The sequence below is a fragment of the Haemophilus sp. CCUG 66565 genome (genome assembly GCF_001679495.1).
GTDB classification, from domain to species: Bacteria; Pseudomonadota; Gammaproteobacteria; order Enterobacterales; family Pasteurellaceae; genus Haemophilus; species Haemophilus haemolyticus_K.
In genome coordinates, this window is the sequence record NZ_LZOX01000013.1 from 69,757 (window position 1) to 82,850 (window position 13,094).

General features: G+C 38.8%; 13 protein-coding genes and 1 pseudogene. 9 read left to right on the forward strand and 5 right to left on the reverse strand.

What is annotated here, in order from left to right:
• Positions 1-18 precede the first annotated feature (18 nt).
• The 4 genes from qseC to A9501_RS03975 all read right to left on the reverse strand — a co-directional run bounded on the left by qseC (position 19) and on the right by A9501_RS03975 (position 3,486).
• The gene (qseC, locus tag A9501_RS03960; protein ID WP_065264977.1) at positions 19-1,374 is read right to left on the reverse strand and encodes a quorum sensing histidine kinase QseC; all 1,356 of its coding nucleotides are present in this window, start codon (positions 1,372-1,374) and stop codon (positions 19-21) included.
• Positions 1,375-2,037 carry a response regulator gene (locus tag A9501_RS03965; RefSeq protein ID WP_065264978.1) on the reverse strand — a complete coding sequence of 221 codons (663 nt, stop codon included), beginning with the start codon at positions 2,035-2,037 and terminating at the stop codon, positions 1,375-1,377.
• Between the two features lie 64 nt (positions 2,038-2,101).
• Entirely contained in the window at positions 2,102-2,467 is a 366-nt protein-coding gene (locus tag A9501_RS03970) for a YgiW/YdeI family stress tolerance OB fold protein (RefSeq protein WP_065264979.1), read from the reverse strand.
• Between the two features lie 131 nt (positions 2,468-2,598).
• Positions 2,599-3,486 (reverse strand): Dyp-type peroxidase, encoded by an 888-nt coding sequence (locus A9501_RS03975; RefSeq protein WP_065264980.1) that lies wholly within the window; start codon positions 3,484-3,486, stop codon positions 2,599-2,601.
• A gap of 203 nt (positions 3,487-3,689) precedes the next feature.
• Between A9501_RS03975 and A9501_RS03980 the strand changes: the two genes are divergently transcribed.
• From A9501_RS03980 to A9501_RS04015, 9 genes and pseudogenes are all read left to right on the forward strand, one after another.
• The gene (locus A9501_RS03980) at positions 3,690-5,573 is read left to right on the forward strand and encodes an FTR1 family iron permease (RefSeq protein WP_065265172.1); all 1,884 of its coding nucleotides are present in this window, start codon (positions 3,690-3,692) and stop codon (positions 5,571-5,573) included.
• Between the two features lie 27 nt (positions 5,574-5,600).
• Positions 5,601-6,122 carry an iron transporter gene (locus A9501_RS03985; RefSeq protein WP_005626197.1) on the forward strand — a complete coding sequence of 174 codons (522 nt, stop codon included), beginning with the start codon at positions 5,601-5,603 and terminating at the stop codon, positions 6,120-6,122.
• A 95-nt stretch (positions 6,123-6,217) separates the two neighbouring features.
• Positions 6,218-7,633, forward strand: coding sequence for a Fe-S-containing protein (locus tag A9501_RS03990; RefSeq protein ID WP_065264981.1), 1,416 nt, complete (start codon positions 6,218-6,220; stop codon positions 7,631-7,633).
• Positions 7,634-7,635: 2 nt separating this feature from the next.
• The gene (locus tag A9501_RS03995) at positions 7,636-8,976 is read left to right on the forward strand and encodes an ABC transporter permease (protein ID WP_065264982.1); all 1,341 of its coding nucleotides are present in this window, start codon (positions 7,636-7,638) and stop codon (positions 8,974-8,976) included.
• Positions 8,963-10,117 (forward strand): ABC transporter permease, encoded by a 1,155-nt coding sequence (locus tag A9501_RS04000; RefSeq protein ID WP_065264983.1) that lies wholly within the window; start codon positions 8,963-8,965, stop codon positions 10,115-10,117. The genes A9501_RS03995 and A9501_RS04000 overlap by 14 nt, the downstream gene beginning before the upstream one ends.
• Before the next feature lie 80 nt (positions 10,118-10,197).
• Positions 10,198-10,356 (forward strand): annotated as a pseudogene (locus A9501_RS09605) (ABC transporter permease); the annotation flags it as partial.
• A 41-nt stretch (positions 10,357-10,397) separates the two neighbouring features.
• The gene (locus A9501_RS04005; protein ID WP_005636775.1) at positions 10,398-11,072 is read left to right on the forward strand and encodes an ABC transporter ATP-binding protein; all 675 of its coding nucleotides are present in this window, start codon (positions 10,398-10,400) and stop codon (positions 11,070-11,072) included.
• Positions 11,059-11,541, forward strand: a complete 483-nt coding sequence (locus tag A9501_RS04010; RefSeq protein WP_065264984.1) for a TlpA family protein disulfide reductase — start codon at positions 11,059-11,061, stop codon at positions 11,539-11,541. Before A9501_RS04005 ends, A9501_RS04010 begins: the two co-directional genes overlap by 14 nt.
• 33 nt (positions 11,542-11,574) lie before the next feature.
• Positions 11,575-11,862, forward strand: coding sequence for a c-type cytochrome (locus A9501_RS04015; protein WP_373454881.1), 288 nt, complete (start codon positions 11,575-11,577; stop codon positions 11,860-11,862).
• Between the two features lie 41 nt (positions 11,863-11,903).
• On the opposite strand, the gene A9501_RS04020 is transcribed toward A9501_RS04015, so the two are convergent.
• Positions 11,904-13,079, reverse strand: a complete 1,176-nt coding sequence (locus tag A9501_RS04020; protein WP_065264985.1) for a multidrug effflux MFS transporter — start codon at positions 13,077-13,079, stop codon at positions 11,904-11,906.
• Between the last annotated feature and the right edge of the window lie 15 nt (positions 13,080-13,094).

The window sequence follows — 13,094 nt, forward strand, 5'->3', positions numbered from 1 at the left end:
TTTTTTTAAAGAAAATGTCTATAAAAATATTTGTGCCTTTAAGCCAATTCGCTGCCCTTCTTTTATAACATTTTCTAACCGCACTTTGAATCCGTGTAATTCCGCAATTCGCATGACAATAGAAAGCCCTAAACCGCTGCCTTTTTCATTTTGCCCAGCTGGACGATAAAAACGCTGACCAAGTTTTTTCAAATCTTCAGGTTCAACACCTCCACCATTATCTTCAATAATAATCTGAGAAGATGCGATTTTCACTGAAACAATTGTGTCTTCTGGGCAATATTTAATGGCATTATCGAGTAAATTTCTAAGCATCAATGAAACTAAAATTGGTTGCCCTTGTTTCTGCTTTGGTTCAGATTCTTTCTCAAAAGCCAAGGTAATTTTACGCTTTTCAGCCACAAAATAACGCTCAGCAATCAGCAACTGAATGATGCCTTCCCAATCAATAGGCTGTAATTCTTCCAATTCTTGTAAATTATCCAGTTTTGAAAGGGTCAAAAGTTGCTCAATTAACTGCGATGCACGATCAATCCCTTGTGTTAAATGCAAAAGTGCTTGTTCTCGCAATTCCCCATCATCACCCGCCAGTTGGGCAACTTCAGTTTGAATACGCAATGCCGCCAATGGACTACGCAATTCATGGGCTGCATCAGAGGTAAAACGGCGTTCACGTTGTAGCATAGCCGAAGTGCGGTCAAAAAATTGATTTAAATTTTTTACTAAGGGTAAAATCTCAGCAGGTAAGCCCTCTGTATTCAGCAATGACACATCACCAGATTTTCTCGTTTGAACTTCTTGGCTTAAACGTTTAATCGGTCGAAGTTCTTTATGAATCAACCATCCTAAAACGATGATCAAAATAGGCAAACTCGCAAACCAAATCCACATTTGCCCAAAGATCATTTCCTCAATTAGATCTTCACGGTAGTCAAGCTCTTGTCCAACGGCAATAATCAAATTTCCATTCGCTACAGGCTGCCAGAAAATACGCCATTCATCGTCATCATTCAGCATATAACCTTTCGCAAATCCAATTTCATTATCAAACACAAAATTATCGCCATTACGCCCATCTGTTAATAAACGTTTTCCATCCTTAGAAAAAATAGCAAAAGCTAATGCGTCATCATCATAGTTTTTCTTGAACGAATGTGGCTGGATTTTATTAATATCTTCCACATGCTCTAACAGAATATGACTAAGATCTGAATTGGCAAGACGTTCAGCAAAAAGGATTTGTTGAGCATCGAAAACATCATTCACTTCACTGCGCACCTGCCACCATGCGACAGCAGTAGATACGCCCCACACAAAAAGTGCGGTGAAAGAAAGAACAGAAATAAGACGAAAACTTAAACGTTTGTTTTTCATTTATTGGGTTACTCCCAACGCATATCCAACGCCGTGTACTGTTCGAATAAATTGCTTACCTAATTTCTGACGCAAATTATAAATATGCACGTCTAACGCTCCGCTGCTAATTTCTTCATCCCAGCTTGATAATTTTTCTTCAATAGATAAGCGAGACAGTACGCGATCTTTATTCAGCATAAATAATTCAAGTAATTTGTATTCACGACCTGTTAAAGAAATAGGTTGATTATTCAGCCAAACAGAACGTTGATTGGGATCGAGTTTAACGCCAGCGTGCTCAATCACCGAATGATGATGGCCATAACGACGACGAATCAGTGCTTGCAAGCGCGCTGCAACTTCAGCCAAAGCAAAAGGCTTGCAAAGATAATCATCCGCTCCACTTTGCAATCCTTTGACACGTTCATCTAAGGTATCACGGGCAGTCAAAATTAATACTGGGACATCTTGATGCTTGGAGCGCCATTGTTGCAATACATCTAATCCATCAAGCTTCGGCAAAGTTAAATCTAACACAACCGCATCATAAGGCGCAGACGTTAAAGCATCCATTCCTGTTTTTCCATCCGTAAACCAATCCACCGAAAAACCAAGTTTAGTTAAACCGATTTGTAGCCCGTTGCCGATTAGATTATCGTCTTCTATCAATAAAATTCTCATAAAAAATTGACCGCTCTTTATAAACAAAAACAGCGAGCTAATGCTCGCCATTTTCAAAGAATGATTATTTTACTTTTTCGATACGTAATACTTCAAGATCCGCTTTCTCGAATGCTTCGTTATCTAATTTACCGTAAACTTTCACTTTATCACTTGGATCTACATTTAAACCATTCCAAACGTGGCGTTCAATTTCCACTTTGATTTGACCTGTACCATCGGTAAACCAGAATTCATCGTCATCAATTTGTTGTGTGATATTCCCCACTAAAGTGATCATTGAATTATCTGCTGCAGATAAAGCTTGTTTTACGCTAATTGCTGAAGGAGTTGCTTGTTGAAAACCGCCTTGAGTATTTCCGCCGTTAAAACCTGCAAATGCAGAAGTGGTTGCTAATGCGAAGATTGTTGCTAATGCAAATTTTTTCATAATGTTTCCTTTTTAAGTCAGTTAATTTCAAGCACCATTGCTTGGATTTGTGTATTAAAACAAATAAATCTTAAGAAAAAGTTAAGAAACATAAAAAAACCTAAATTTTTTTAATTTAGGTTTTTCATAAATTAAAGTTTATTCAACTGCTCAATAGATGGTGCGTAATAATAAGCGCCCGTTACAGCCTTAGTGAAACCTAAAATGCGGTCAGTTTTTCCGTCTTTTTCACCAAACATATTAAGCAACTGTTGTTCAATGTTATAAAGCGTTGCACAGTAAGCAATAAAGAATAATCCGTGTGTACCGCTGGCTGTACCATAAGGTAAGCTTTGACGTAAGATTTTTAATCCCTTGCCATTTTCTTTTAAATCTGTACGACCAACATGAGAAGTATCTGCCTTATCTTCCATTTCTACGCTATCCGTTTTGGTGCGTCCGAACACATTTTCTTGTTTTGCTGTATTTAATTTTTCCCATTTAGCGAGATTATGTTCATAACGTTGGGTAAATACATAACTCCCATCTTTATCATTGCCATTTGAAATTAAGGCAACTTCTGCTCGCTTTGCATCTTTTGGGTTTTCAGTTCCGTCAATAAAACCGGTGAGATCTCGTTCCTCCACCCAACGGAAACCATGAATTTCTTGCTGAACGTCAATAGCTTGAGCAAAAGCATTCACTGCAGCTTGTGCCACAGAAAAATTAACATCAGGGCGCAACGATTGAATATGCACTAAAAGATCAGTTTGTGTACTAGGAGCAGATAGATCACCTTTGCCTAAGGTTACGAAAGGTTTAAGCTCTACCGCACTTTGACCACCTAACTTTTTCCATGCGCTATCACCAAAAGCGAGCACAGCACCTAGACGAGCATCAGGATACGCTTGTTGTAACTGTTCAAGACTGTCAAGGAATTGATGAATAGCTTTAGAGACAACAGAATAATCCGTAATATTTGCTTCTAAAAATACACCTGCTTTACAAGATTCAAGTAAAATACCCGTTTGTGCAGTCATAAAAATCTCCGTACATCAATAAAAAAACGGTCAAATTATACAAAAACACTGTATAAAAATCCTAAATATTTCAGCATAAATTGATTTCCATCACAAAAATACGATTTCATTATTGCGGTTTTTTATTATTTAATATAACCTCTAAACAAGAATAAATTTCATTTAAAGGATTAACTGTTATGTTTCGCGTTTTTCGTTACGTAATGATTCCCTTCCTCTTTCTTTTGTCTCAATCTGTTCTTGCAGACAACTATCAAAAATGGGTAGATGACATCACTCAACGCTTGAATCACACCGAACAACTTCTTAAAGAAAACAAAATTGATGATGCTAAAACCGAAGTACAAATGGCCTATTTTGAAATATTTGAAAATTTAGAAGGGCCGATTCGCATTAATTTTTCAGCGCAAAAAAGCTACCAAATGGAAGCCACTTTTGGTGAAATTCGCAAAATGATTGGCGAAGGTAAACCAATGAATGAGGTTCAAGCCAAAATCAACGGTTTAAAAAAGGAATTACAAGAAGTTTTACCTTCTCTTGTTGAAGGGCATCAACTCAATGCTGATAGTCAGCACGGCGTTTATGATAATCAAGCCATCAAACCTTATTGGCAACAAAGTTTCAAAACTATTGATGATTTTATTGCTCAAGCCATTACCGCTTATGAAAGCGGCGATTTTGCCAATGCTAAAAAAGCATTCCAACAAGCTCAATACGACGGCTACAAAAACTCTGAAATGGAAATGTCGGTTAGAACTAACCGCTCTTCTGAAATTTCAGCAGCAATCAATCAACAATTCTATAATTTGATTCGTTTGAGCGAACAACCTGATCAAATGACAGAAATTGCTTACCAAAGCACACAACTCTTGCAAGATATTGAAGAACAACTTCCTAATTTGCCAACCACTCGCGATGAACAAAACGCTCAAGCGACACAATCACAAGCGCAAACTTCAGATAAGGTTGCAGATCAAGATTGGGCAAAAATTACGACTGAAATCAACCAACGTATTCAACAAGCTATTGCCCTTTATGAACAAGGTGATGCGAAAAAAGCCATGCTTGCGGTGCAAGACACTTACTTTGATGTATTTGAAAGTTCTGGCATGGAAAACAAAGTAGGCTCGCGCGATAGCAATTTTAAAGCAGAATTAGAAGGTTATTTCACTCGTTTAGTCAGTCTGATGAAAGCGGGAAATGGCGACAAATTACAAGAACAAGCCGCAGGTTTAAGCCAAAACTTAACGAAAGCCGTTCAAATATTGCAAGGTGGCGAACAAAGTGATTGGTCCATGTTCTTATATAGCTTGCTTATTATTTTACGTGAAGGCTTAGAAGCGTTATTAATCGTTGCCGCTATTGTGGCTTATATGGTGAAAAATAATCATCATGATAAATTGCCTGTTATTCGCCAATCCGTTTATGTGGCGTTAGGGGCAAGCGTAGTTACCGCATTCATCTTCCAACTTATTTTTGAAAACTCTGGGCAAAACCGTGAATTGCTTGAAGGTTTCACAATGATTATCGCGGTCTTCATGCTGTTTAGTATGAGTTACTGGTTGCTTTCTAAAGTCGAAGCACAAAACTGGAAACGCTATCTCGAGGGCAAACTTTCAACAGCATTAACGGCAGGCTCGCTATTCGGCTTATGGCTGACCAGTTTCCTCGCAGTATATCGTGAAGGCGCAGAAACCGTATTGTTCTATTATGCCCTAGTTGGCGATGCGAAAAGTGCGGTCAGTTTAGCCTATCTTTTTGCTGGCTTTATTTGCGGGGTAATTTTACTCGCGATTTGCTACTTTATAATGCGTTACACCGTGGTTAAATTGCCATTAAAACCATTCTTTATGTTTACTGGTTCATTTATGTATTTAATGGCATTTGTATTCGCTGGCAAATCGGTACTTGAACTTATTGAAGGTAAACTGTTTGAACCGACATTAATTAACGGTGTACCGGAAATCTCGTGGTTAGGTGTTTATCCTTATGTGGAAACCCTTGTGCCACAAGCAATCTTAATTCTTGCTGCTATTTTTGCTTTGTTTGTTATGAAATATCAAAGCAAAAGAGCGGTTTCAAATTAACTCAAAACTCATCTCAGGAGAGAAACTATGAAAAAAGCACTTCTTAGCGCAAGTTTATTAGCAGGAATGTTTGCAGCAACTTCTGCTTACGCATTCCAAGAATATCCAATCGGTGAAGCGGTTACCATGAATGACATGGAAATTGCTGCGGTTTACTTAAAACCAGTAGATATGGAACCTCGCGGTATGGGCTTACCAGCAGCAAAATCTGATATTCACTTAGAAGCAGACATTCACGCTGTGAAAGGTAACAAAAACGGTTTTGGTGAAGGTGAATGGATGCCTTATTTAACCATCAACTATACTTTAGTCAATACCGATACCGGTGCTAAACAAGAAGGTACCTTCATGCCAATGGTTGCTGGCGATGGCCCTCACTATGGCGCAAACATCAAAATGATGGGCGTGGGTAACTACAAATTAACTTATCATATCGATCCGCCACCAAAAGCAGGTATGCACCGCCACACTGATGAAGAAACTGGCGTAGGTCGTTGGTGGAAACCATTTGATGTAAATTATGAATTTAAATTTACTGGTTTAAAATAATAGTGCTGTAGGGTGGGCTTCAGCCCACCAATTAACAATCAGACATAAAAAACGGTGGGCTAAAGCCCACCCTACCATTTAAAAATCCGCTTTCTATGACTTATTTTTTCATTTTTGTTTTGCAATCTCTTTTGCCAATTTCGCTTTTACTCGGTGCATCTTGGGCAATTAAAAAAGGCAATATTTCGCCTAAAACGCTTATTTGGTTAAGCCTTATTGGCTTGGCTTTGGGTGTTGTCCTACGACTAAATATTCCTAATGGACAAACCAGCAATCTTATTCTAACCATCGGTTTCTTAATTATCTTCTTACTTTTTGCAATCAGCCAATGGAGCAAATCATCAAACCTTGCCGCATTCTGGCAATTTGCATTAATGCTTATCGCAGGGGCAACTTGGGCGAAAGATCCAAACATCACTGCACTCACCAACACAGATGTGATTAACACAGACTTTATTTTAAATATAAGTGCGGTCATTTTTGGCGTAATTTTTAGTTTAGCCTCAAGTGCATGGCTCTATTTCTTACTTAAACAGCAACAAAAAACACAAGGAAAATCCACCGCACTTTTTGCACTCAGCTTTTTACTTTTTATCGCTTTAATTCTTCCGCTTGCAGCAGAACTGTTGCTTACCTTGATGAAATTACAACTCATTGAACTCACCAAAGTGCGGTTAAGTTTTGTGGCAAAATCAGGGGAAATCTCTGCTTGGCTCAATATCATTTGTGTTGTGTTAATGTTAGTTGTTTTATGTATTTTTACCATTCAAACACATTCAAAACGTTTAAGAGAAGCTAAAGCCGAAAAAGATCTGATTGAAAAACGCAAAAAATTAGCTTTCGTACAAACATCAAAACGCACCATTTATTGGGGAATATTGGGGATTTTATTTGTTGCCGCAAGCCAACTTTATTGGGAAAAAGTTGCTTCTCAACCGCCACAACTTTCCGAAGCGGTTCCTGTACAACTGAATGACAAAAATGAAGTGCATTTAGCACTAGAGCCACTTAAAGACGGTAAACTTCACCGTTTTGTTTGGATTGCAGATGATGGCAAAGCCGTACGCTTTTTCATTATCAATCGCCAACCAAATAAAGTCAGTATGGCGGCAGTATTCGATGCTTGCCTACTCTGCGGCGATCAAGGCTATGTCATGCAAGGCAATCAAGTGGTCTGTGTTGGTTGTGGCGTGCATCTCTTTATTCCATCTATCGGTAAACCGGGCGGTTGCAACCCTGTACCGATTGAAAATTGGCAACAAACTGAAAATGAAATCGTGATTTCTCGTAAAAGCCTTGAAGATGGCTTAAATCTATTCAGTACGATTGTGGAAATTGAAGTGCAAGATCCGATTAGTGGCGCCAAACTCAAAAACACCAAAACTGAATATAAATATAGCCACGAAGGGCATACTTATTTCTTTGAGAACGAAAAAAATCTCGATTTATTCCGCGATAATCCCGATAACTATCTCGGTATTAACAAAAACGAAAATCCAAAAGGGGAATAACAATGCTTGCTAGAATGTTATTTCAATCTTGGCGATTTGGGATCAAACGTAAATTGCTCGCCATTATCACTATTTTCTTAGCCGCTGGCCTAGTCTCTGCGCTGCTTGCTGTTTCCATTGATATTGGTGACAAAATGGCAAAAGAGCTGAAATCTTACGGTGCCAATATTTTGGTGGAGCCAGCCAGCAATGCGGCATTGCCTGATGAACTCAGTCATAGTGCTTCATTATCTAGCCAAGATTTTTTAGATGAGAAAGAGCTTCCCAATATCAAAGATATTTTCTGGCGAAATAATATCGTGGGTTTTGCACCATTGCTTTCAGCAAATGTACAGGTGACAAAATCTTCACAAAATTCCACCGCACTTTCAGCGCCGAAAACGATTAATGTGCTTGGTACCTTCTTCGATCATAATATTGCCGTACCCGATGAAGAGGATTACCACACAGGACAACGAATCATTAGCCCTTATTGGAAAGTGGAAGGGGAATGGGTTGATGATTTAAACCATGACTTTGGCGAAATCGTCCCTGTACTTGCTGGCGAACAACTAGCCAAAAGTAATGGTTGGAAAATTGGCGATAAACTTAGCTTAAGTTACACAAACGATAACGGCGAAAGCCAACAAAGCGCGGTAGAAATTAAAGGCATTTTAAGTACGGGTGGAACAGAAGATAATCAGCTTGTGATGCCCCTAAGTGCGGTACAAAATTTGCTGGGTTTAGAAGGCAAAGTGCAATCCGTTCGTGTATCTGCCCTCACCGTGCCTGAAAATGATCTTTCCCGTAAAGCGCGCGCCAATACGGATGCCTTAGATGCGGAAGCCTACGACCGTTGGTATTGCACCGCTTATGTTTCATCAATTTCCCATCAATTAGAAGAAGCAATTTCTGGCGCAATGGTTCGCCCAATTTGGCAAGTCGCCGCTTCTGAAGGTGTAGTCATTGGCAAAATCCAACTCTTACTTGCGGTGGTTACCTTCGCGGCATTAATCGCTGCGGCAATGGGTATTGCTTCCTTAATGAGCGCAGGAATTATCGAACGTTCAAAAGAAATTGGCTTAATGAAAGCACTAGGCGCTTATCAATGGCAAATTACCTTACTGTTCTACTGTGAAGCGGTATTAAGTGCATTAATAGGCGGAATATTTGGCTGTTTAGCTGGATGGGGATTAGCCAAATTTATCGGTGCCGCATTATTCGGTGCGCCTCTTGATTTTGCTTGGATCGTCGTACCTTGTGTTCTCGTACTCTCCATTCTTATTGCTGTGATTGGCACTTGGTTCCCAGCACATAAAATCGCTAAACTTTACCCTGTCGAGGTGCTTTATGGCAGAGCATAAAAGCGCAAATACTCAAAGCATGTTCTGGCGATTAATTTTCCGCGCATTGCGATTACGCCTCCAACGAGTATTCATTATTTTCACCGCACTTACAGTGGGCGCAAGTATCGTCACTGCAATGGCAGCGGTTTACTTTGACATCAACACCAAAATGAGCCAAGAACTCCGTACTTTCGGAGCAAATTTCTACATTGGTTCAGCCGATGGTGGAATGATGAATCAAGCAGAATTAAACGCAATTTTACAAAAATCACCTGATGGTTTTATCACTGCAGCCAGTCCTTACCTTTATGGTGTCGCACGCAGTGATTTAGAAAAAATTGTCTTAATGGGCGTAAATTTTGATGCCATGCGAATCCTCGCCCCTTACTGGCAAATTACGGGATCTGAAATCAACGTAAACTTTGACGACCGCAATGCAATGATTGGGAAAACCCTTGCTGAACGATTACATGTGAAAGTGGGAGACAGTCTACAACTTTCTAAAAATGCCGTAGAAAAACACAGTTTCAATATTAAAGGAATTGTAGAAGCCGGTGATGCAACTGACAATATGCTTATTGTGAATGTTGAATTTGCACAAAATTGGTTGGATAAAGAAGGCGTAGTAAATAACGCATTACTCAATGTGCAAAATGAGCAAGGCGCCAATACTGTGGATCAATTTGCCGAAAAAATCATGCAACAATATTCCGATTTAACCGCTCGCCCGATCCGTAAAGTTTCCGCCTCAGAAGGACAAATTTTAGAAAAAATTAAAGGCTTAATGGGCTTAATTTCCCTTGTAATTTTGGTGCTTGCAACCTTATGTGTGAACACTACATTAATTGCAATTGTCGGTGAACGAGCCAAAGAATTTGCCTTACAAAAATCACTGGGCGCGAAAAAATTTGACATCATTCGCCAAATCAGCACCGAAATTTTAATTATCGCGTTTTGTGCGATTATTATCGGGCTTGGCTTGGGTTATTTATTAGCTCAAGTATTGGGAATAACTGTATTCAAATCTTATATTGATATGCGACTTCCTGTATTGCCAATTACGGTTGTACTTTCGTTATTAGTGGCATTTGTGGCTGTTATTATTCCAACACGTCGAGCATTGAGTATTAATGTGGCGAATGTGTTGAAGGGTGAGTAAAACTGAAACGCTTATAAATCCTGTTCTTCGTTTTTACTTCTGCCAAATCTCCCCTACCCCTCTTTGCTAAAGAGGGGGGGATATGGGGAATAACCGTATTCAAATCTTATATTGATATGAGATTACCAGTGTTACCAATTACGGTTGTGCTTTCGTTATTAGTAGCATTTGTGGCTGTTATTATTCCAACACGTCGAGCATTGAGTATTAATGTTGCGAATGTGTTGAAGGGTGAGTAAAACTGAAACGCTTATAAATTAGATAATAAAAGAGAAAAACCATGACCAATTTTGTAATAGAAACCCAACATTTATACAAACGCTTCGGGCAAGTTACCGCCCTGGAAGACATTAATATTCAAATCAAACAAGGAGAATTTGTTGCGATTATGGGGGCTTCAGGCTCTGGTAAAACCACGTTGATGAATATTTTAACAGGCTTAGATACCGCTAGCGAAGGCAAAGTCATTTTAGATGGCGTGGATGCTGCTCAATTAGATGAAGTCGGTCGTCAACGTTTCCGCGCAGAAAAAATCGGCTTAGTGTTTCAACAATTCCATTTAATCCCTTATTTGACCGCACTTGAAAACGTGATGCTGGCACAACATTATCACAGCGTGATTGATGAAGCATCCGCCAAAGCGGTATTGGAACAAGTAGGCTTAGGCCATCGTATTGATCATCGTCCTAGCCAACTTTCAGGGGGTGAGCAACAACGTGTTTGCATTGCACGTGCGTTAGTAAATCAACCGCCCGTGATCTTTGCTGATGAACCAACGGGAAATTTAGATGAGCAAAACGAATCGTTGGTGCTAGATTTGCTCACAAAACTTAATCAACAAGGGCGTACCATTGTAATGGTGACGCATAATCCAGAGTTAGGTGAACTCACCGATCGTGTTATTTATTTACATCACGGAAAATTTGTAAAGGAAGAAAATCATGCGAACAAATAAACTATTGAAATTAGTTGCCATAAGTGCGGTTATTTTGGGTGCTGTTTCTTGTAAAGATGAAGTTGCCTCAGTAGGGCAAAAAGCACCTGATATTGCCGCCTATGATCTTCAAGGCAATCCGGCAAACCTTGAGAATTGGAAAGGCACACGATTATTAGTTTTTTGGTCAGAAACCTGTGGACATTGCATCGCAGAGTTAAAAGAATTTGAAAAACTCGCAGAAGACAATCCTGGCAAAGTTTCGCTCATTGCAATTAATGTGGATGGCGATAAAATGGACACCAAAGCCGTAGTGGCTAAACGTGAACTCCACTTGCCTGTAATTAAAGATCAAATGAAAATTACCGCAGAACGTTATCAGCTTATGGGAACCCCTACATCTTTTGTAATTAATCCCGAAGGGAAAATTCAAGCTAAATATGAAGGCGTAATTCCATCTAATGATTTAGATAAATTGTTTAAAGGATAAACAATGAAAAAAACTAACCCAATAATTCTGATTATGATTTTCGGCCTTAGCTTAACTAAAGTGGCCTTTGCTGATACTAATCTTGCCCAAGGCGAAAAACTCTACAAACGAAGCTGCACTACCTGCCATGGAAAATCTGGTGAGAAATCTGCTATGGGAGAATCAAGAATTATCAATAACCTGACTCCTCAAGAAATTTATACCGCACTTTCTGAGCGAAAAAGTGGAAAAATTGAAGGAGCGGGCAATAGGATAAAAAGCCAATTAAGTGAAGAGGATATAAAAAACTTATCTGAACTTGTTCCTACATTAAAAAAATAAAGAAAATGCGATTAATTTTTGAAATTAATCGCATTTAAATTTTATTCTGTGTATGCCTTAATATTAGTACGAATTAAAAAATAAATTATCAAACTGATGAAAGCACAAACTAAAATCACCACGGCTGTTGCATAGAAAATATTACCAATACCAACTAACGGTGAAACAATGCCCCCTAGAAAAAAGGGAGTAAAACCAAGTAATGCAGAAGCACTTCCTGCATATTGACGTTCACTTTCCATTGCCAATGAAGAAATTGCGGGAAAGGTAAGCCCCACCATCAATAACATAAGAAAGAAGCCAATTTCAACTAAAAACCAGTTAGGTTGAATAATAAGTGTCGAAATGGTGTAAAGAACGACAACCCCAAAGCCCAATACCCCAAAAGAAAGTGCTTTACGATTTGACAACTTACCACCTATATTTGCTCCAATAACTAATGCTGCACCATTTGCTCCAAAACATAAGCTAAAGGTAAACGCACTTAATCCGTAAAAACTTTGCAAAATAAAAGGTGAAGCGGCAATATATGCAAACATGGCGGCAAGCAAAAAGCTTTCAATACCAACATAGCTCATAAACAGTCTATTTTTTATAATCTTGCCAAATGTAAAGAATGTGGAAAGTACAGAACCTTTCAAACGTTTTTCAATAATTAGGCTTTCTTTTAAACGAAGACAAAATAGTAATACAACAATACCAATAATTGCTAAAAAGAAAAATACGCCTTTCCAACCAATATATTCTAATAATAAGCTGCCTAGAATAGGTGAAATGATCGGTGCGATACCATTAATCGTCATTAATAACCCAAAAAAACGTGTCATTTCACGACCACGATATAAATCCGTCGCTACCGCACGAGAAATTACTACACTTCCAGCAGAAGAAAGCCCTTGTACCGGTCTTAATACAATCATCGTTTCAATATTAGGTGAGAAAATCAGTAAAATCGTACTGATGATATAAATTAAAAGTGAAATAATCAGCGGCATTTTGCGTCCAAATTTATCACTCATCGGGCCAAGTAATAGCTGCCCAACGGCTAAACCGATCATTGCCGTTGTGAGCGTTAATTGCGTCATGGAAGCCGTTGTATCAAAAAATTGTGCAAGCTGTGGCAATGATGGCAAGTAAAGATCGACAACAAATGGTCCAAAGGCAGAAAGTACACCAAGTAAAATCACTAAAAAGGCTTTTGAATTTGTTTTTTGCATTTATATCCCCTAAAT

What these genes read in the sequence shown, in the direction of transcription:
- qseC (WP_065264977.1), bottom strand. Translation starts at nt 1,374, where the DNA reads ATGAAAAACAAACGTTTAAGTTTTCGTCTTATTTCTGTTCTTTCTTTC.
- A9501_RS03965 (WP_065264978.1), bottom strand. Translation starts at nt 2,037, where the DNA reads ATGAGAATTTTATTGATAGAAGACGATAATCTAATCGGCAACGGGCTA.
- A9501_RS03970 (WP_065264979.1), bottom strand. Translation starts at nt 2,467, where the DNA reads ATGAAAAAATTTGCATTAGCAACAATCTTCGCATTAGCAACCACTTCT.
- A9501_RS03975 (WP_065264980.1), bottom strand. Translation starts at nt 3,486, where the DNA reads ATGACTGCACAAACGGGTATTTTACTTGAATCTTGTAAAGCAGGTGTA.
- A9501_RS03980 (WP_065265172.1), top strand. Translation starts at nt 3,690, where the DNA reads ATGATTCCCTTCCTCTTTCTTTTGTCTCAATCTGTTCTTGCAGACAAC.
- A9501_RS03985 (WP_005626197.1), top strand. Translation starts at nt 5,601, where the DNA reads ATGAAAAAAGCACTTCTTAGCGCAAGTTTATTAGCAGGAATGTTTGCA.
- A9501_RS03990 (WP_065264981.1), top strand. Translation starts at nt 6,218, where the DNA reads ATGACTTATTTTTTCATTTTTGTTTTGCAATCTCTTTTGCCAATTTCG.
- A9501_RS03995 (WP_065264982.1), top strand. Translation starts at nt 7,636, where the DNA reads ATGCTTGCTAGAATGTTATTTCAATCTTGGCGATTTGGGATCAAACGT.
- A9501_RS04000 (WP_065264983.1), top strand. Translation starts at nt 8,963, where the DNA reads ATGGCAGAGCATAAAAGCGCAAATACTCAAAGCATGTTCTGGCGATTA.
- A9501_RS04005 (WP_005636775.1), top strand. Translation starts at nt 10,398, where the DNA reads ATGACCAATTTTGTAATAGAAACCCAACATTTATACAAACGCTTCGGG.
- A9501_RS04010 (WP_065264984.1), top strand. Translation starts at nt 11,059, where the DNA reads ATGCGAACAAATAAACTATTGAAATTAGTTGCCATAAGTGCGGTTATT.
- A9501_RS04015 (WP_373454881.1), top strand. Translation starts at nt 11,575, where the DNA reads ATGATTTTCGGCCTTAGCTTAACTAAAGTGGCCTTTGCTGATACTAAT.
- A9501_RS04020 (WP_065264985.1), bottom strand. Translation starts at nt 13,079, where the DNA reads ATGCAAAAAACAAATTCAAAAGCCTTTTTAGTGATTTTACTTGGTGTA.